The organism is Mucilaginibacter pocheonensis (assembly GCF_031456535.1).
In the GTDB taxonomy this organism is placed as follows: Bacteria; Bacteroidota; Bacteroidia; order Sphingobacteriales; family Sphingobacteriaceae; genus Mucilaginibacter; species Mucilaginibacter pocheonensis.
In genome coordinates this window covers 372,753-395,048 of sequence record NZ_JAVDUU010000003.1, presented here as the reverse complement: position 1 = coordinate 395,048, position 22,296 = coordinate 372,753, and the positions used below count along the sequence as shown (strand labels likewise).

The following is a 22,296-nucleotide window of genomic DNA, read 5'->3' as shown; positions in this document are numbered from 1 at the left end:
TTTAATTCTATTTGCAATTACAAAATTCCATACTAAAAAATGCCTTTGTTGCCAGGCATGCCCCGGGCCCTGTGCTTATTCGCTTCTTAAACTTTTAACAGGATTGGCCACCGCCGCCTTAATGGCCTGGAAGCTGATGGTTACTAAGGTAATTGCAATGGCCACAACCGCCGATATAACAAACACACCCGGCCCAACACTTACACGATAATCATATTTTTGCAGCCAGTTTTGCAAAATATACAGCGCAATGGGCGAAGCTATTACACAACTGATGATAACCAGCAATACAAAATCTTTAGATAATAAAAACCACAATTGACTCACGGTAGCACCTAAAACCTTACGAACACCTATCTCTTTGGTGCGCTGCTCTGCTATATAAGCTGCCAAACCGAACAAACCAAGGCAAGATATGAAAACAGCTAAGCCCGCAAATATCCCGGATAGCTTACCAACCAACATCTCCTGACTGAATTTGCGGTTGTAATCATCGTCAACAAACCTATAGGTAAATGGATAAGCAGGATTATATTTAGAAAATATCTGGCTGATCTTTTCAATAGCATCATGAGGGTTTACATTTGGCGCCAGGCGATAAATAATATTCTGGTGCGGATACGTACTGTACGAAAACATAGTAGGATCAGCTTTAGCATATGGTGATTCCATCAGCGCGTCTTTTACTACCCCTATTATCCTGAGTTTCTTGCCATCCTGCGTAATGGTTTGGCTGATGGGATTTTTTAACCTCAATCGTTTTATGGCGGCTTCATTAAATATCACATTGGAGGTATCTGACGGCATGGCGTTAAAGTCCCTGCCTTCCAGCACGCGCATCCCTAATGTTTTAAAATAACTGTCGGCAACAACTATCATCCCCATTTCAACGGTTTCGCCTGCAAGTTTCCCTGCCCACTGGTCAATATCGCTGTGCCAGTAAACACCTGTGGCCGGGCTTGTTGCATGAGTTATACTTTCAATTATCCCGCTTTGAAGCAAATCGTTTTTCAGGGCGATGTAATTCTTACCCAGGTCATTATTCATGGTCGAGGTTAGCAAACGATCAAAATTATAACCCGCCGGCCGGTTTTTGGCATATTGTATTTGCCTGTAAATAACAATGGTGCTTATAATAAGGGCGATGGAACAGCTGAACTGCATCACTACCAATATCTTTCTTGATAAAGATGCTGTACGTCCCACCTGGATGGTTCCCTTTAAAACCTTTACAGGGTTAAATGACGACAGGTAAAAAGCTGGCTTGCTACCCGCAATGAGTGCTGTAAGTAATACGCAGCCTATCATCACCAGCCAAAAAGTAATGCTGCTGAACGGAATGCGGATCATGGTACCTGTAAGCGCATTAAATGGGCCCAAAGCCAGTTGTACAAAAAGCACCGAACATAAAAAGGAAATAAAGGTGATCAGTACCGATTCGGTTAAAAACTGAAAGATCAGCTGCTTGCGCTGTGAACCAATAGCTTTGCGGATACCTACCTCACGCGCCCTTTTTTCGGACCGTGCTGTGGTTAAGTTTATAAAATTAACACAGGCAATCAGTAAAACCAAAATACCTATAATACTAAAAATACGCACATAATCAATAAACCCGCTGCTGGCTATGCCGTTTTTATATTCACTATACAAATGCCAGTCGGGCATGGGCTGCATTATCACCTCAGAATTTTTGGCGTTAGTGTTATCCTCGCCTTTTTCTATATTTTTTATTTTGGGGGCCACCTGTGTATACGCGATGCCTGGCTTTAGTTTTACAAATATGTTAAATCCATTATCCCCAAAGCTGTCATATGCGCCCTTCATCCCGGCTTCTGTTTGCTCCAAAAAGCTAAAGGGAATAAGGTATTTAAATTGCAGGGATGAATTAGAAGGAACATCCTGTACTACGCCGGTAACTTTTAAATTATGAGCATTATCAATCTTAATTACTTTGTTAATCACATTATCGGTACCAAATAATGCTATTGCTGTAGATTTCGTGAGCACTATGGAGAAGGGGTCTTTCAATGCTATATCAGCACTGCCATGCAGCATTTGATATTTGAACATCTTTAAGAAATCACGACCTATCTCAAGGCCACCCAGATAAAGCTTTTTGTTATCCACCATCAACCCGTGCGAACTACCACCGTCTGATTCGGCAACGTACTCAATTTCGGGGATACTGCCGCGTAATGCGTTAGCCAGCTTAAGTGATGTGGAACTAAACGTGAGTGTTTCGCCATTGCTGTTAAAGTTTCGCCTCACCTGGTACAGTCTGTCAGAATCGGGCAAAAATTTATCGTACGAATACTCATTGTTAACCCACAGCGCTATTAGCAACGCCACGGCCATTCCGGCAGCCAGGCCCAATATATTAATAGCACTATAAGCTTTATTGTTAGCGATATTACGCCAGGCAACTTTAAAATAATTTTTGATCATGATTGTTTTATACAAATTCTATAAACCGAAATTCTGCTGTCAAAAGCATCTTGCTTTTAAGTATTGGATTTTTAATTTTACTCGCTTCGCAAACTTTTTACAGGATTGGCCAACGCCGCAATAACAGAACGGTAACCAACGGTTATAAAAGCAATAATGAATGTTGATATGATAGACATCAGGAATATACCGGGGCCAATAGGTATACGGTATTTAAAATCCTGCAGATAGTTGGTCATTGCCCACCACGCCAGCGGCGCGGCTATTACAAAAGCGACCAACAGTAATTTGGTAAATTCTTTTCCAAACAACCATAAAACATGTTGTATGTTAGCACCCAATACCTTGCGTACACCAATTTCCTTTGTTTTGCGTACCGCCATGAATGATACCAGGCCATACAAGCCCAAACAACCTATTACTATGGCAATACCGGCAAATGCTTCGATCAGGGTGAGCAGGATATTATCCATCTCATAAAACTTCTTGATGCTATCATCCAAAAACTGGTAGGAATAAAGTTCTTCAGGAAAAGTTTCATTCCATATTTTTTCAAATGACGCCAGCGACGCTTTGGCATTACGCATGTTTATTTTGATGGCGCAGGTAGAATAATTCCTGTAATCGGGCATGATGCATATTGGCGAAATCTCAGTATGAAAAGAATAGTTATAAAAATCCTTTACCACGCCAACTATTGGAGCTGTTATTGATTTGCCATCTATACTTAATGTTTTGCCAATAACGTCCTGTGGCTTCATGTTAAGCTTTTTCACAAAAGTTTCATTCACCAAAAATTCCTTTGTTGAATCGGCCGGAAAAAAATTTCGGCCCGCCACCAGTTTTAACCCAAATGTGGCAATGTAATTTTCATCCGCAGTTTTTGTATTGATACCCCAATGCTCTTCCTCGGCCCTGTTGTCAAAGTTAACACCTGTAGAATTATTTGACTGCGATGCGGGCGGCCGGTAACAATAGGACACCTTTTCAACCCCCTGTATCGCATTTAAGCGGTTACGCATAGTGTTTAATTTTACCTTATCATTTTGGGGGATGGGCAATAACACAACAGCATCTTTATTAAAACCAAGATCGGCTGTTTGTGAATAATGTAATTGTGATATAATGATAATGGTACCTATAATTAAGATCTGTGAGATGGAAAACTGTGTTACAACCAGGATCCTGCGTAATGAAAAACCACCTATGTGTTTTTGCGACAGCTTGCTTTTAAGTGCAAGTATGGGCTGAAACCTGGCCAGTACAAGGCCGGGATATGAACCCGACAGGAAAATTACCGCAATGCATATAATAATTGTAAAAATGGATAACTCCATTTTATTAAATTCCATTTGTGATTGAAACAAATGATTGATGGCCGGAAGGGCAAGGTATGATAAACCAACGGCTACAATAACCGCTACGATGGTGATCAGGGCGGTTTCGGCAATAAATTGCCAAAACAACTGGTAAGGCAGGCTACCCAGCACTTTACGTATGCCTACTTCTTTTGAGCGGTTTAAAGCCTGCGCCGTGGCCAGGTTTACAAAGTTTACACAAGCGGTTATGATTAAAAATATACCTATGAAAAACAACGCCCATAAATATTTTTTATCAGCATAACCATCTAAGTCAGCATTAAAATGAATATCGTTAAGTGGCTGCAGTTTAAAGACCCAAACCTTTAAGTCGCGGCCGGTATAATGTTTTTTCACAATCTGGGCCATAGCATTATTGGCCTGGGCCAGTGTTACCGTTGGTTTTAATCTGGTAAACGCTTCGCTGCCGCTATATACACCGCCCCAGTTTTGCTCACGGCCCTTATCTGTATATTCATCCATGTTCCCATAAGAAACATATATTTCCTGTTTACGATCGGTATTTGCCGGCAGGTCTTTTAAAATGCCGGTGATGGTAAAACTCACTTTATTATCAAGGCGTATTACTTTTCCGATAACATTATCGCTGCCAAAGTATTTACGGGCTATTTTTTCAGTTATAATGGCTTCGCCCGGTTGTACCAATACTGTTTTTTTGTCGCCTTTAAGCAAAGGGAAATTTAAGATGTCAAAATACTGCGGTTCAGTAAAGGCCACACCATCCTCTTCTTTAAATTTTTTAACCTCATTGCCCTTAGTTATGGTAATTAAATTATTGCGAAAGTTAATTACCCTCGCTGTTTTCTCGGCGAGCGTAAAGTCATTTCTGAATGTTTTCCCCAAAGGCTGCGGTACGCCGTGCGACCGGCCTACACCATCATCATGCCATTCGGTATACAAACGGTATATCCGATCTGAGTTGTTATGAAAAGTATCAAAACTTAAATGATAGGTGATCAGTGTAAAGATCAGTATACCGCAGGCTATACCTAATGCTAAGCCAATAACGCTTATGGCGGCGTAAGCCTTATTACGTTTTAGGTTACGCCAGGCAATTTTAATGTAATTCTTTATCATAGTGTTTTTGAATGCTGATTTTGTGCTCTTATATCATTCGCTCCTCAGGCTTTTAACCGGGTTGGTAAGTGCCGCCTTAATAGCCTGAAAACTTATAGTAACCAATGTAATGACGATAGCCACGATTGCCGATAGTATAAATACCCACGGCCCTATGGTTATACGGTAATCATATTTTTGCAGCCAATTTTGTAAAAAGTAAAAAGCCACAGGCGATGCTATTACGCAACTGATCATTACCAACAAAATAAAATCTTTTGATAACAACAGCCATACCTGGGCCACAGACGCTCCCAATACTTTGCGAATGCCAATCTCCTTTGTTCGCTGTTCGGCAATGTAAGCTGCCAGCCCAAACAAACCCAGACATGATATTATGATGGCCAGCCCGGCAAATACTCCGGCAAGTTTACCAACCAATATTTCCAGGTTAAATTTGTGATTATATTCATCATCAACAAACTGGTATATATAGGGATAGGCAGGATTATAGGAATCAAATATTTTAGTAAGTTTTTCAATAGCATCATGTGTGTTAACATTGGGCAACAGGCGGTACATGATACTATTGGCTGTACGCCCATGGCTAAAAATGGCCGGAGCAACAGGTGTAAACGGCGACTCCATCAGGGCGTCTTTTACCACACCGACGATGCGTACCGGCGTTGTGTTGCCGTTCCAGGTTATAAGCTGATTAATAGGGTTTTTAAGCCCTATCCTTTTAATGGCCGCTTCATTGAGTATAACACTTGTTGAATCGGCGGCCCAGTTGTTGGTAAAGTCGCGCCCTTCCAACAATGTCATGCCCAGGGTTTTAAAATAATTGTCTGATACAAATATTGCCCCAATATTTACCGCTTCATCGCCTGCGGTTTTACCTGGCCATTTATCGAGCGACATGTGGCTGTAAATATTAGTAACAGGGCTTGAGGCTGCGGCTACACTTTCAACCATTCCGGTGGCTAACAGATCGTTTTTTAATGCGTCATATTTATCATTAAGATCGCCGCTCATATCACTCATCATTAACCTTTCAGCACTATACCCGGTGGGCCTGCTTTTGGCATGTTGTATTTGCTGATATACAATTACAGTACTGATAATAAGCGCTATAGAACAGCTAAATTGAGTTACAACGAGTATTTTACGTGGCAGCGATGCTGTTTTTCCAACCTGGACAGATCCTTTTAAAACCGTTACGGGGTTAAATGAGGATAAGTAAAAAGCAGGCCGGCTACCTGCCAATAAACCTGTTAATAGCACATAAAATATCATAATGCTCCAAAACACAGGATTAGCATAAGGGATACTTATTGAGCTATTCACCAGCGTGTTAAAATACGGCAATGCGAGCTGCACAAAAAGTATTGAAAACAAAAAGGCCAAAAAAGTGATCAGAATTGATTCGGCTAAAAACTGAATGATTAGATCGCCGCGTTGCGAACCAATTGCCTTTCTTACGCCTACCTCACGGGCCCGCTTTTCTGACCGTGCTGTCGACAGGTTCATAAAATTAATACAAGCAATAAGCAATACCAGTATACCTATTATGCTAAACATGCGCACATACTCAATAAAACCACCAACCGCTTTACCGTTTTTAAAGTCGGAATACAAATGCCAGTCCTTTAAAGGGTGCAATATCACTTCGGGTTTTGCCGGCCGCATTTGCGGGCTATGGTCATACACCAGATTTTTTATCTTTGGTGCTATTTGTTCAAGGGTTACACCTGGTTGTAATTCAACAAACGCGTTGAATGAGTTATTTGTCCACGTGGTGCGGGCGTTTTTCATCCAGCTTTCGGTTTGCTCCTTAAAACTAAATGGCGTAAGGTAACTAAATTGCAGGGTTGCGTTTTTAGGGATGTCTTTGATAACCGCTGTAACTTTCAAATTTTGCTTGTTATCAATTTTTATCAATCTATTTATCGGGTCGGCATCACCAAATAATGCTTTGGCAGTCGATTCACTTAAAAGGATAGAATAAGGGTCGGTTAAAGCACTACTGGCATTGCCTTTTATAAATTGATATTGAAATATCTTCAAAAAATCCGGAGCAGCAGCACCTCCGCCGAGGTAAAGCTTCTTATCTCCTACCAGTAAAGAATGCCATTGCCAGCCTACCCAATCTGTTTCGGCAACATGTTTAATTCCAGGAATATCTTTTCGCATTACATCAGCCAGGGGAATTGCCAGTGCGGTTTGTGTATGCTCGCCATCATGTTGTGAGGTAAAATTTAGTTCTACACGATACAACTGTTTATAATTGGGGAAAAACTTATCATATGAATATTCATTAAATACCCATAAACCAATAAGTAAAGCTACGGCCATACCTGCAGCCAATCCTAATATATTAATGGCGCTATAAACCTTATTGTTCATAATATTGCGCCAGGCTATTTTTAAATAGTTTTTCAGCATGTGTTTCAGCTTAATCAACGGTATGGTTTAAAATGCATACCAAAAAATAAAACACCTGACAATCAACTATTTATAATAAAATACAAGCGATAACATGTACGCAAGCGTAACACCATGTGTACGGTTCTGATACAATAGATTGATAGCAATTAAATTGCTGTGAATGAGGTTTACAAGTAGCGATTACCGGGAGAGAACCACTGAATGGTTAAATACTGATGTTGTATAATTATCTGATCTGATTACCGCCACCAACAGCATCATAACATTTTTTCCATTATTAGGTATTTGTCTTTTTTTCCGATTAAAGAAAAACCTACCTTTTTGCACACATTTATGGCCTTTATATTGTCTTCTTTTACCTCGGTAAGGCATCTTTTAAACCCCTTGAGGACGAGATCGGCAATAAAAAAATCGACCAGCCTTCTGCCGTAACCCATTTTACGTACTGTTGGCGAAATTACCACCATTGATAAAAACGCGTTTTTGCTTTCATAGTCATTAGCGTAGTATGCCAGGAACCCAAGCAAAACGTTTTGCTCCATTACCGAAATGATGCATGCTTTTTCCATGATCTTATCAACATAGGCTTTCAGATCATCAAGTTCATATATACCGCTGCCATCGTTGAGTAACGGGTACATTAATTCGTAAATTTTTGCGCGCATAACAATAAGGTTTTAATGTTGATGCTCCAATTTATCGTTATGCTGCTGAATAAACAAGCAGAATAAAATATTGCCTGCCAGTTGTATAAACTCTCGGTTGGTTTTACACTTTTTTTTACAATTTATTTACGACCCGCTTAAAAATAAAGACATATCGACTAATGTTAAAAATACCTGAAATGAGCCGCCAAATAATGTTAAATTTAACGCTATGAGATAAAATTCAGCATTAAAACCGGGTGTTTTTTGTTCAAAACCTGCTATTAAAAAGCATTTTTAACAATTTTTTATTCGCTTCTTAAACTTTTAACCGGGTTAGCAATTGCGGCCTTAACCGTTTGGAAACTTAGCGTACACAACGCAGCCAACAGCATACCCGCACCGCTTAAAACAAATATCCACCAGCTGATGGTTGTACGGTCGGCAAAGCTTTGCATCCATTTATTCATGGCGTACCAGGCCAGCGGGGTAACCAAAACAAATGCAAGTATGGTGAGCAGTACCAGCTCAGTTGACAGTAGAGTAACAATTTGAGCAACAGATGCGCCAAGCACTTTCCGTACACCAATTTCTTTGGTGCGCAAATTAGTAGTATACATGGCCAAACCCAGCAAACCAAGGCAGCTTATGAATACGGATAACCCGGTAGCCCAGGTAAGCAACGTGGATGTATGTTGCTCATTTTCATAAAGCTTAGCTATATTTTCATCAAAAAAATGATATTCAAAATCATCTTCAGGGTAAATTTCTTTCCAGGCCTTTTCCATGCCTTTAATGGCTTTTTTCCACTCGTTGCCGCCAGCGGTTTCCCTGTTTAATGCAATATGAAATGTGCCGTTATTATTGGGTTCACTACTTGTTAAAATAGCTAAAGGCTTAATGGGCGAATGCAATGACGCGTGATGAAAATCAGCCACCACCCCTATTATCTCCATTTTTGTATCGCCGTTAAAATTATCTATCTGTTTACCAACAGCATCATGCGGGCTCCGGAACCCAAGTAACCTGGCATAAGTATTATTGATGAGGAATGCCTTAGCGGTATCAGTTGGTTTTAAATTGCGACCTGCCAGTAGTTTGATCTTGTACACATCAATATAATGCTGATCGCCAAACTTTAATTCCAGATTTACCTTAATCTCTTTTTTGCCATCTTTATAGGTAGCTTCGGTTGAATTACCTTCGGTTGAAGAAGGGGCCCCTCTGCCAACACTTACCATTGCTACCTGGGGAATGGCTCGCAGTTTATTCATAAATACCTGGTTGTGACTGGCTGTGCGGTTTTTCCACGGAGAATTAATAACGATAATAGCATCTTTTTTAAATCCAAGGTCTTTATGCAGCACATAATATATCTGCTTGCTAACCAATACAGTGGCCATTATAAAAAACTGTGCTATTACAAACTGAGCCACGGTTAATGATTTCCTTAAAAAAGCATTTCTTGTTTTACTGCTGCTGTTAACTGCCTGGTTCTTTAACACTAAAACCGGTTTAAAACCTGATAACACCATGGCCGGGTAAAAACCGGACAACAGGGTTACCACTACGGTTAATATTATTAAAAATAACAGCAATCCGGGTTGCTGAACAATATTTGCACTAATGCCGCCGGGAATAAAATCAGCAAAGAGCTTTAATATCACCGGGGCAAGTAAAATTGCAGTTATTACCGCAATGGTAGTGATCAGAAAGGTTTCGCTTAAAAACTGCCCGATCAGTTGGGCGCGGGTACTTCCCATTGTTTTGCGGATACCAATTTCCCTGGCGCGCTGCGAAGATTGGGCCGTTGTTAAGTTTATAAAATTAATACAGCCTAATATTAACAGAAATAGCCCGATAGCTAATAAACCATATAAAGTTGATTTGTTAGCAGTACGGCCGCTATCAAATGAGCCATAGTTGCCGTTAAAATGTATATCGCTCAGCGGCTGCAAACTAAAATTGCGGGTATTGCCTTTATTTTCGGGCTTAGGCGGACTGTTTTTTTTCAGCAGCTCATTTAGCTGTTTTTCTATATGCGATACCGTGGTGTTTGGTGATAACTTAACGAAAAGCTGCGAAGCCGAAGTAGTCCCTCCCCAATTATCAAGCCGCAGCTCATTTGAAAGGGATTTGTTATTATTTGCTGTTGTATAGGATATAAAATCATGAAAGGCAAAATCGGTATTGCCTTTTAACGGCTCAACAATGCCGGTAATTGTTGTGCTTATGGTATCATAAGTAACGGTGCGACCAAGCATTTGGCTGTATGATAATGACGGATAGTATTTTTTTGCCTGGTCTGCGGTCAGCACAACCTGGTTAGGCGCGTTTAATGCCGTTTTAGCTGTACCGGCAAGCCATGTATAATTTAATAAATTAAAATAGCGGCCATCGGTTAGCATTACATTTTCCTGCAGCTTGAATTTAGTTGGCACACCAGATTTAGCCGGAATAAATATGTTAGGCTGGTTCAGACAAAAAAATGGCGCCGATATGGCTATCCCGCTCACTCCGGTGCGCACAGCTTCGGGTACAGGGCCCGAAACTCCGCGGTTGTTCGCTACTTCTCCCGAAAAGGTATAATTAGAAACAACCCGGTAGATGCGGTCGCCATCGGGAAATGACTGGTTAAATGTAAAATCAAAATGAACGATCAAATAAATAACCAACGCCGAGCTGATACCAATGGATAGGCCAATAATATTAATAAGCGTAAAAAGCTTGTGCCGCCAAAAACTACGGAAAGCTATTTTAAAATAGTTTTTTATCATGATGGTTAAAACTTTAAGATCAAATTATAACTCCTGTATTGTCAGCATATTCTACTCTACTCATACTCAACCATTCATCATTCACCACCAACAAATCACCACCCCTCAGCGGTACTCACCACTCACTACACCACTACTCACTACACCATTACTCGCTCCGTAAGCTCTTCACCGGGTTGGCGCTCGCCGCTTTAATGGATTGAAAACTAATGGTTACAAAGGCTATTACCACCGCTATAACGCCTGCCATTACAAATACCCACCATTGTATGCTAATGCGGAAAGCAAAATCAAGCAGCCATTTATTCATAGCGTACCAGGCAACCGGCAGGGCAATTATTGATGCTATGAGCACCAGCTTTAAAAAGTCTTTTGAAAGCTCCGTAACAATTTGCGGAATGCTTGCGCCCAGCACCTTGCGTACCCCTATCTCTTTTACCCTTTGGGTAATGGTAAATGCCGATAAGCCGAACAAACCCAGGCAGGCAATAAATATGGCAATAAATGAAAATATGGTAAACAAACTGCCCTGCTGCTGCTCACTATCATATAGTTTTTGGAACCTCTCATCCAAAAAAGTGTATTCAAAAGGTGTTTCGGGTTGTGATTTACGCCAGGCTTCACGGATAGTATTAATAGCTCCACTAATGTTGTGCCCTCCAATTTTAATTGACAATTTGCGATACTGGCGGCTACCAGGCATACGGAACAACAGCGGAATAATGTTTTGATGCATTGACTCGAAGTGAAAATCGTTCACCACACCAACAATTTTTCCTTTTATCCCTCCATATATCATATCTTTTCCTATAGCGTTTTCGGGGGTTTTTAAGCCAAGCATCTTTACAGCTATAGCGTTTAAGATGTAGTTATTGCTGTCTGTACCAAAGTCACGCGAAAAATTGCGCCCTGCAAGCATCTTTATGCCATAGGTGGGGATAAAACCATAATCGGCACTCACATATTTTACATCGGTTTTAACCGGTAGGGATTTACTGCCTTCAAAAACGGATATTCCATTATTGTCAAGCAAACGGCCAGAAGGGATACGTGATGAACGCCCAAGCTCTTTTACATCGGCATTTTTCATCACTTCGTTCTTAAAGGCTTCAAACTGACTATCCGAAAACGGGCTGTTTACTGTGATAATGTGTTCCTTGTCAAACCCCAGCGATGTTTGCTGTATAAACCGCAGCTGCTGAAATACAACAGTGGTAGCCACTATTAAAACAATAGAAATAGAGAATTGCACTACCACCAGTACCTTGCGGAAGGACACATTGCCCGAGCCAACTTTCAGTATTCCTTTTAAAACCTTCACCGGTTTAAATGACGACATAAAAATAGCCGGGTAAATACCACTGATAAGCCCAACCACAAATGGCAACAGCAACACTGGTATCAATACATTTGGCTGATATAAGATATTAAACGAAAGGTTCAGATCTGAAAATTGATTAACAAACGGTATTAAAAGCCAGGTAAGTACCAGGGCCAGCACCAACGAGAAACAAGTAATGAGCACCGATTCGCTTAAAAACTGGGTGATGATCTCTTTTTGCTGGGCACCTATTACTTTTCTTATGCCAATTTCTTTAGCCCTTAGCGTGGAGCGGGCGGTTGAAAGGTTCATGTAATTGATACAAGCTATCAGCAAAATAAACAAAGCGATGGCCGAAAATATATATACTCTTTTAATATCGCCGTTAGGCTCAATCTCGGTATCCAGGTGTGAGCGCAGGTGTACATCCAATAGTTTTTGGAGGTGTAATTTGCTGTTCTTTGATTCGTGAGAGTTACCCGCCTCCCCGTTGTAATGAACATATTTATCTAAAAAAGCCGGGAACAACGATGTAAGGCGCTCTGTATTATAGTTTTTTGGTAAGAGCAGATAGGTGTAAAAGTCATTATTGCCCCAATTGGTACGTAATTGTTTATCGCCATATATTAAGCTATCCTTTAATGTGCTGAACGAGAGCAGCATGCCGGGGTGCAGTTGTGAATTGGAAGGGAAGGGTTTATAAATACCGGTAACCTTAAAGTTAAACAGGTTATTTAGCCTGATCTCTTTATTCATGGGATCCTCATCACCAAAGTATTTGCGGGCCATCTCCTCGGTCATCATTACCGCGTAGGGATCAGCAAGAGCAGTGGCCGGGTCTCCTTTGATGGTTTTTACCGTGAATATATTAAAGAAGTTTTCATCGGTAAAATATGCCCCATCTTCGTTAAGCAGCTTTTCTTTATAACGCATAGACACGGTTCCGGCTCCACGTACACGGGTTATAACTTTAATGTCCGAAAATTCATTTTTTAACAAAGGTGCAAATGGAGGTGCAACACATCCCAGGTTAAGGGTTTGAACCCCATCAGCGGTATTAAAGCTCCGGGTTACCCGATAAATATCTTCGGCATTTTTATTGAACTTATCATAGCTTAATTCATTTACTATATAAATGAGGATAAGCATGCAGCAGGTTAAACCAATGGTTAAACCAAAAATATTAATGAACGCTATAAATTTATGTCTGCTTATGTTGCGTATGGCACTCCGTAGGTAATTCTTTATCATGGCTTATTATTATAAATTCAAGGGCAGCCTGTTATTCTATTTTTAGGCAGCTGCTAAAAATTAAACCTGTTTAAAACACGTACCAATTATATAACTAACTATATATCAGCTAATTAATTCAATAAACACATACCTTAACTGTTCGCAGGCGTAACAGTGTATGTTCGGTTATGATACAGTTATTAAACACAAAGGCCTGGTAAACCAGGCCTTTGTGTAATATAGTAATTTTGTTTACGGTTAATTGAGGCTTAGGTTTATCCTGCCATTGCCCCTAACTTCAAACGGCGCGCCGCCACCGTTAAGTTTACCCTGCACTTTTTCTTTCTCTTTGGTGCCATTGAAATTACCGGCCAGATTAGCCTCTATTTTCTCGCCGCGAAGATCAAGATCAAGTCCCTGCTTTGAAGGAATATCCAGATCGATATGGCCGGAGCTTACATCAATTTTCACGTATTTGCCTACACTGTTAAACTGCGCGTGAAAACTGCCGCCGCTGGTTGACGCGTCAAGGGCACAAGCCAGCTGCGACAAGTTAATGCTTCCGCCTGACGTACCTGTTACAAATTCGCCGCCTATGTTGCTGGCATGTATGCTGCCGCCGCTTGTTGTTGCGTTAATATTCCCTTTTAAACCCTCCAGCTGTAATGAACCGCCCGAGGTTTGAAGCTTGATATGCCCCTGGCAATTAGTAGCATGAACGCTGCCACCACTGGTTTGCATGTCAATATCCTGTCCGGAGTTACTTATATTTATGCTTCCGCCTGATGTTCTGCCATGTATTGCACCGGTTAAATTGTCAACACGCAAACTTCCGCCGCTGGTTTCAAAATCTTGCCTACCGGTTAAATTGTCAAGACTGATACTGCCCCCACTGGTATTTAAGCTGGTAGTTACCTGCTTTGCAACAAATACCTTAAAGGAGATGTTAAGCGAATTTCGCCAGTTAAAGAAACCGCTGTTCTTGTTCTTCGCTGTGGCGTGTAATTCGCCGTTGTTCACGGCTACGTCCAGTATATAATTTTCCAAACGTTTTTTTATTTCGTCTTTTGACAGGTCGTTATTACCATTATTGCCGGTTATATAAATTTCTACGCGGGATTCCTGACCGCTGGCCCCGCTCACGGCAATGCTGCCACCTGACGTTTTAACAAATACAGCTTTGATGCCGGCACTGGCCAATGATTTTGTCATATACGGCGTGCGGTCGTTTTGTGCTAACGCGGCAAAGCACTGGCAAGCCACAAATAATAACAGTAAATACTTTTTCATGATATGTTGGTTTTATATGTAAGACCCCATTTAATAAGCATTGGTTGCATCTGCGATGAAAAAAATCCGAAAATCGCACCGCACTGCGTTATCCATCCGGTAATACAACCTATATACAACTCAATGCCAGCTTACCCCTACTCGCTTCTTAAACTATTTACAGGGTTGGCCAACGCCGCTTTAACCGACTTAATGCTGATGGTGAGTAATGCAATTATAAATGTTACAACCGCGGCCAATACAAATATCCACCAATGCAGTGAGGTGCGGTAAGCAAAGCTTTGCAGCCATTTATGCATACAATAATATCCAACCGGCATAGCTATGACCGTAGCCAGCAATACGGGTTTTAACAGATCTTTTGATATTAGCAGCAATATATTTTGTACCGATGAACCAAGCACCTTGCGTACACCTATTTCTTTGGTACGCTTAGCGGCAGTGAACGAGGCCAGACCAAACAGCCCCAGGCAGGCAATAAATATGGCCAGGCCCGAAAAAATGCTCAGCATGGTTTGTTGCTTGATGTCAGTTCGGTAGGTAGTATCAAACTGCTGATCAAGAAACTTATACTCAAATGGATATATAGGCGCCACCTGGCTGTAAATATCTTTTATAGTTGCCAAAGCGCCTTTAATGTTCCCCGGTTTTAGTTTAATAACGGCTACCCTTCTGTCTTCACTTGGCGATATGACCAGCGCATCCATATTTTCTTTAAGCGAAAGGAAATTAAAATCCTCAACCACGCCTATTACTCTTCGCCTTTTATCATCACGCAGCGTATTTTTTATCCACTTACCAATGGCTTGTTGCGGAGTAAAACCAAGCAGTTTAGCCGCGGTACGGTTTATAAGCATGGCTTCGGTGGTATCTGTAGCGTATTGCGCCGAAAAATCCCTGCCCGCTATAACTTTTAAGCCTAATGTTTTCACATATTCAAAATCAGCAAATTCAGACCTTGATTTGAAAGGTTCATGCTGTCCTTCCACATCAAAAACCTGAACATCAAAAAAACCGCCCGGTTCGCCCGACATCAGCGACACAGATGTTACCTTACCTGAGTTTTGCAGTTCGTCCTTAAAGGTTCGGCGACGGTTATAAATATCGTTATTATCAATACTTACAAGTACTGTTTGTTCCTTATCATAACCCAGCGATTTGCTTTTCACAAAGCTCATCTGGTTCATGATAACAATGGTACCAATGATCAGCAAAACCGAAATACTAAATTGTAATACAACCAATGACTGCCTTAAAAGGGTACCGCTTTTACCGAGCTTTAATTTACCCTTGAGCGCTTGTATCGGCGAAAAAGCGGAAAGGAAAAATGCTGGATAGCTGCCGGCTAAAAAACCAACAACCAATATTACCCCCATAAGGAAAAGATAAATCGGCGGCTTGTTCCACGAAATGGCTAATTCATAGCCGAGGAACTGGTTATACCAGGGCATCAGCATTAATAACAAACCGATAGACAGCGCGCATGAAATCAATGTCAGTAAAAATGACTCGCCTATAAACTGAATAATTAAATGATTGCGCAAAGCGCCCATCACTTTACGCATCCCAACTTCTTTTGAGCGCTCAACCGCTCGTATGGTCGACAGGTTCATAAAGTTGATACAGGCAATAAGCATGATAAGTATAGCAATGGATATAAATATGAATACTACATTTTTTTCGCCATGCTTAACGTTGTCAAATGCAGATGATGGTTCAAAATATATATCGGTAAGCGGGGTAAGTTTAAGATCAAACTTTGCACCAAAACGGGCCATATCCTTACCCATGTATTTATCCATAAACTGCGGGAACCGGTTTTCGAGCTGGGCTTTGCTTACCTGGCTATCAAGCAGTACATAAACAAACATGCTGTTATTGACCCAAACATTAAAACCATCATCATGTACATAGTTTGCTATGGGCATTACCATATCAAAATCCATATGCGAGTTTGCGGGTACATCCCTGGCAACGCCTGTAACTTTTAATTGCAGGCGCTTATCCATCTGAACTACTTTCCCCATGGCATTATCAACGCTGCCAAAATATCTTTTTGCGGTTGTTTCGTTAAGCACAATGCTGCCCGGTTCTTTCAGCACTGTGGCTGCATCGCCTTTGATAAGCGGGAACGAAAACAGGCTGAAAAATCCGGCGTCGGTAGCGTACACCTTCTTTTCATTAAAAGCCTTTTCACCAAATGATACCAGGTCGTTTCTGGTTTGCACGCGTACTGCCGCCTTTATTTCCTTAGGATAATCATTCAACAATGCCGGAGCATACGGACCTGATAAATAAGGAACCCTTGCCTTGGTGGCATCAAATCCACGCATTACACGATAAATATTTTTTCCCTGTTTATGAAATTTATCAAAGCTAAACTCATTGGTTATGTACAGGAATATCATGAGGCATACCGTGATACCCATAGTTAATCCAAGAATATGGATCAGGGAAAACGCTTTATTTTTATAAAGGTTTCGCCAGGCTATTTTGATATAGTTTTTTAACATGCTCTTATATTCTAAAATTCAGTTTACTACTTTAAGTGATAGGTTTTAAATCCCGGTATTTTGACTAAATTGTACGTCATATTTCTCACCACTCACCACTCACCACTCACCACTCACCACTCACCACTCACCACTCGCCACTCACCTATTCGCCGCTTTTTAAGCTTTTAGCAGGATTGGCCATAGCCGCTTTTATGGATTGTACCCCCACTGTAACCAGGGCTATCAATATGGTTGCCATACCCGCTGCGCCAAAAACCCACCATTGTATATCAATACGGTAAGCGAATTCCTGCAGCCACTTGCTCATACCATACCATGCCAGGGGCGAGGCCATGATGGTGGCCACTAATACCAGTTTTATTAAATCTTTAGACAATAATGTAACGATACTGGTAACACTGGCGCCTAAAACCTTCCTGATGCCTATTTCTTTTACACGCTGTTCGGCGGTAAAGGTAACCAGGCCAAATAAGCCAAGGCACGCAATAGAAATAGCCAGTATGGTGAATATTACCAGTATACTCCCCTGTTTTTGCTCCGACTGGTATTGACGGGCAAAGTTTTGATCAAGAAACTGGTATTCAATTTTGTTTTCAATATCAAAACGCCCGTATATTTTGCTGATATAATTGAGTGTGGCCGGTATGTTATTTTTCTCTACACGCACATATAAGTTGTCGCCGTCATTTGCCGATGCCGGCATTTGCATTACCATTGGTGCAACTTTATGCTGTAAAGAATAAGTGTTAAAATCTTTTACCACACCTATTATTTTTTGAGTGATCACATTTCCCTTTTCATCAACACCGGTACGCACCATCTTTCCAACGGCGTCTTTCCAACCCAGGTCATTTACCAGCGTTTGATTCACGATGATCGATTCACTTTTATCAGTACCCATATCTGCCGAAAAATTGCGTCCCTTGTCCATTTCAATCTGCATGGTGGGTATAAAATCCTCGTCTATTATCAGGTTTTCTACAACTTTTGAATCCGGGTTGACTTTTCCATCCGGCCCTAAATTAAAATTGACAGAGCCTATATAATTAGTTCCTATGGGATTGCCAGCCACGCCAACGCTTTCAACCGCGGGGTTTTGCATCAGCTGACTTTTTATAGCCGCTATTTTAGCCCTTGCAGATTTATCGTTGATATGAAAAGTTAATACCTGGGCTTTGTTGAAACCCAGATCCTTATTCATTACATACCGTAACTGCTGATAGATTATAAATGAGCCTGCTATCATTACAATAGTGATGATGAACTGGAACACTACCAACGATTTGCGGAAAAGCATTGTTGAATACTGCCCGCCCATTTGCCCTTTCATTGCCGGAATAGTGCGGAAGCCCGAGAGTAACAATGCCGGATATAAACCGCTCAATATACCAGTGCCCAAAGAAAATAAAACGAAAGCCAAAGTGGTTTTTGCCAGTCCAAATTGTAACAACACCAGGCTTTTGCCCGATAACTGGTTAAAGTACGGTAACACAAACTGAATGGCTATACAAGACAACAAGGTGGCTATCGCCGTAAGCATAACCGATTCGGCAAAAAACATGAACATCAGCTGTTTTTTACTGGAACCTATAACCTTACGTACACCCACTTCTCTAACCCGTACTGACGAACGGGCGGTAGTTAAGTTTACGTAGTTGATAACCGCTATAACCAGTATTAATATGGCAACCGCTCCAAATACATATACATAGGTAATATTGCCGTTGTTGCCCAGTTCATAGTCTAAATTTGAGTGGAGATGGATAGAGGTGAGTGGCTGCAATTCAAGCTGGTAATTTACCGGCCCCATATCCCCTTTAAGGTATTTGCTAAAAAACGCGCCAGAGCCCGCTTCTATCTTCCTGAAATTGTCATGATCTTTTAGCAACACGTAGGTGTACAAATTGGAGTTACTCCATTTGTCGGTATAATTGGCAGGAAAAGAACGCAGCCCTGTAAATGTAAAATGTGAATTAGCAGGCACATCGGCTATTACGCCGGTAACTGTAGTTGGCATATTTTCTATCAGCACGGTTTTGTCCAATGCGCTGGCTGCGTCGCCAAATATTTTTTCGGCCAGGGTTTTTGTTAGTACTATTGACGCCGGTTTTAATAAAGCAGTAGCGGCATTACCATATAAAAAATGAAAGCTAAAAACGTTAAAAATGGCATGATCAGTAAAACACAGGCCGCCTTCGGTCATTTTTTTATCGCCAAAAGTTATTTTGCCACCGCCTTCGGCATCAATACGGATCGCTTCTTCAACTTCAGGGTAATCATTTTTTAATGCCGGAGCAAACGGTGCCGACGTAACCGCCATATTAAGCCTACCTCCGTTCCAGGTGGCGTGTTGTACCACGCGGAATATGCGGTCGGCGCGGGTGTTGTAACGGTCATAGCTCCATTCATCGGCAACGTACAGGGTTATCAGCCAAAATGCAGCTACTCCAATGGCGAGGCCGCAAATATTTATCAACGAAAAAACCTTGTGTTTGATCAGGTTTCTCCAGGCCGTTTTAAAGTAGTTCTTTAGCATTTTTAACTGGTTTAGAATTTATATGTAAAACACATACCAAATTAATAAAATACTGAATATAAGATACTTAAGCAATATCCAACTTTAATCAAACGTTCGTAACTGAAACACTTATTGTGCGGAAATGATACAGTTTGGTGAGTGGTGAATAGGGAGTGGTGAGTTGGGAATGGACGTTTTTGCAATAATATTTTAGTTAAAGTTATAGCAATTAACCTTCTTGGTTCACTACTCACCACTCACCACACGCCTTATTCGCTGCGTAAGTTCTTAACCGGGTTACTTAAAGCCGCTTTTATGGCCTGCCAGCTTACTGTGATCATACATACTGCAATACTTACACCAATGGTAACAACAAACACCCACAAACTAATATCAGTACGGTAAGTATAATGAGCAAGCCATTGGTTCATGTAATACCAGCTGATAGCAGACCCGATAAGGAATGAAATGATAACCAATATTAAAAACTCTTTGGAAAGATTAAACCATAAGCTGCCAATAGTGGCGCCCAATACCTTGCGGATGCTGATCTCTTTTTTGCGTTGCTCGGCCGAGAACGATGCCAGGCCAAATAAACCCAGGCAGGATATAACAATTGCCAGTATGGTAAACGAACTTGATAAAGTACCAAGTAATTTTTCTGTCTTGAATTTACCGCTAAAACCTTCATCAACAAATTTATATTGAAATGGGTATTCGGGGTTATATTTTTTATAGATAGCCTCAATGGTTGCCAGGCTTTTTGATACCGGAGCTTTTGGATTTAAGCGCATACCTATTTCATTTGCCCAACCCTTATTAAAGCCTATAATTGCGGGTTTTACGGGTTCATAAGGCGATCCCCATACAAAATTTTTAACAACCCCAACAACTGTGCATGGCGTGCCCTGCCACTTAACTATTTGACCTAACGGCTCCTTTAACCGCATCATTTTAACTGCCGCTTCATTCAATACAACGGCTGCGGTATCTGCTGGCCGACCTTCTTCAAAATCCCTGCCTGCAATAAGGTTTAAGCCATAGGTTGAAATAAAATGATATGATGTCGCGATCTGATCAATCGGGATCTTGTCTTCGCCGGGCAGCTGGCCTGGCCACGTAATCCCCCATGAACTGCTGCCATTCTCCACAATACCGTTTGATGAAGGGGCCGCATCCACTACAGCTCCCGAATTAATAGCGTCTCTTCTGAAATTTTCAAACTCTTTGAACATATTACCCTCCAGACTGAGCTCTATCAAACCATTTTGTGAGTACCCTACCGGTCGGTTTTTTATGTAATTGATCTGTTTGTAAATGAGCATGCTTGAGAGTATTAAGCAGGTAGCAAAAATAAATTGCACAATTACCAGTATTTGCCTGGTGTGCAATGTTTTTTTACCGGTATTGTTTGCGCCTTTTAAAACCTTTACCGGTTTAAATGATGACAAAAACAAAGCCGGGTAACTTCCTGCCAGCAAGCCGGTTATCAGGGTGACCGTAATGGCGGCTACCCATGTCCATTGGTTAGCAAACGGGATAACCAATTGCTTGCCTATAATTTCATTAAAGTACGGCAGCAAGAGTTTCATTAGTAAAACCGCGAACAGGAAAGCAAAAAAGGCTGTCAGGATGGATTCGCCTAAAAACTGCTGAATAATGGCAACCCTTCTGGCTCCTACTACTTTACGGATACCAACCTCGCGTGAGCGGCGTTCAGACCTGGCGGTTGACAGGTTCATGAAATTAATACAGGCTATCAGTAAAATGCCAATGGCCAGAAAAAGGAACAGCCTTACATACTCTATATTGCCGCCGGTATTTACACCGTTTTTAAACTCACTATGTAAATGCCACCTGGTAAACGGGTAAAGAAACAACTCATTTTCCTTATTTACGTTATCATAACGCGCAATCAGCTTTTTGATCTCGGTATTTAGCTTACTTAGGTTTGCAACCGGTTTTAATAATACAAAGGTTGAAAATGAATAATTGCCCCATCCTGAACTCTTTATCCAGGGCTGATTTACTTCATTAAATTTCCAGGAAATGATAGCTTTAAATCTGAAAGTGGAATTTTCGGGCATGTCCTTGATAACAGCGCTAACTTTCATCAATTGATTACCATTTAGCTTTACGATTTTTCCTATAGGGTCTTCATTCCCAAAAACAGCCTTAACAGCCGATTCTGTCATGATAACTGATGCCAGATCGTTAAACGCGTCCCGTTTATTGCCTTTGACAAAATTAAGCGTAAATATGTTCAGGAAGGATGGGTCTGCAGCCATCAGGTTAATTTTAACCGGGCGGTTTTTGTAGTTAAAAAGCTGGTCATAACCCCACGTGGTGCGGGCTGCCGTTTCAATTTCGGGGTAATCCTTTATCAGCGCGCCAGCTACCTGTACCGGCGTGGCATCTCCGGTGTAAACTTCACCATTGGCCGGTTGGTTTCTTAAAACCTTGTATATCCTGTCTTTTTTTTCGTGAAAGCCATCAAAGGTAAATTCGTTGTAAACGTATACCAGCAACATAAAGCTTACGGCCATCCCCACTCCCAGCCCGCCGATATTAATGGCAGAGTATAATTTATTTTTGATCAAGCTTCTCCAGGCTATCTTAAAATAATTTTTTATCATGATACTTAAATTCTATGTATTAAAATCTTTAGT

Annotated in this window: 10 protein-coding genes; all 10 read right to left on the bottom strand. The window is 41.1% G+C overall.

The window, feature by feature from the left end; translation table 11 throughout:
• Window positions 1-75: 75 nt before the first annotated feature.
• Window positions 76-2,445: an ABC transporter permease gene (locus J2W55_RS15025; protein ID WP_310097107.1), complete on the bottom strand. Its 2,370-nt coding sequence runs from the start codon at window positions 2,443-2,445 to the stop codon at window positions 76-78.
• Window positions 2,446-2,522: 77 nt separating this feature from the next.
• Window positions 2,523-4,901 (bottom strand): ABC transporter permease, encoded by a 2,379-nt coding sequence (locus J2W55_RS15020; protein WP_310097104.1) that lies wholly within the window; start codon window positions 4,899-4,901, stop codon window positions 2,523-2,525.
• A 33-nt stretch (window positions 4,902-4,934) separates the two neighbouring features.
• Window positions 4,935-7,325 (bottom strand): ABC transporter permease, encoded by a 2,391-nt coding sequence (locus J2W55_RS15015; RefSeq protein WP_310097102.1) that lies wholly within the window; start codon window positions 7,323-7,325, stop codon window positions 4,935-4,937.
• 260 nt (window positions 7,326-7,585) lie between these two features.
• On the bottom strand, window positions 7,586-7,993 hold the full coding sequence (locus J2W55_RS15010) for a GNAT family N-acetyltransferase (RefSeq protein WP_310097099.1): 408 nt from the start codon (window positions 7,991-7,993) through the stop codon (window positions 7,586-7,588).
• Window positions 7,994-8,280: 287 nt separating this feature from the next.
• Window positions 8,281-10,749: an ABC transporter permease gene (locus tag J2W55_RS15005; protein ID WP_310097096.1), complete on the bottom strand. Its 2,469-nt coding sequence runs from the start codon at window positions 10,747-10,749 to the stop codon at window positions 8,281-8,283.
• A 148-nt stretch (window positions 10,750-10,897) separates the two neighbouring features.
• Window positions 10,898-13,321, bottom strand: coding sequence for an ABC transporter permease (locus tag J2W55_RS15000; RefSeq protein ID WP_310097095.1), 2,424 nt, complete (start codon window positions 13,319-13,321; stop codon window positions 10,898-10,900).
• Between the two features lie 240 nt (window positions 13,322-13,561).
• A complete protein-coding gene (locus tag J2W55_RS14995; RefSeq protein ID WP_310097092.1) occupies window positions 13,562-14,593 on the bottom strand; it encodes a DUF4097 family beta strand repeat-containing protein in 1,032 nt (343 codons plus the stop codon).
• Between the two features lie 137 nt (window positions 14,594-14,730).
• Window positions 14,731-17,106, bottom strand: coding sequence for an ABC transporter permease (locus J2W55_RS14990; RefSeq protein WP_310097089.1), 2,376 nt, complete (start codon window positions 17,104-17,106; stop codon window positions 14,731-14,733).
• Window positions 17,107-17,251: 145 nt separating this feature from the next.
• Window positions 17,252-19,645: an ABC transporter permease gene (locus J2W55_RS14985; protein WP_310097086.1), complete on the bottom strand. Its 2,394-nt coding sequence runs from the start codon at window positions 19,643-19,645 to the stop codon at window positions 17,252-17,254.
• Between the two features lie 251 nt (window positions 19,646-19,896).
• On the bottom strand, window positions 19,897-22,263 hold the full coding sequence (locus tag J2W55_RS14980; protein ID WP_310097083.1) for an ABC transporter permease: 2,367 nt from the start codon (window positions 22,261-22,263) through the stop codon (window positions 19,897-19,899).
• Window positions 22,264-22,296 lie beyond the last annotated feature (33 nt).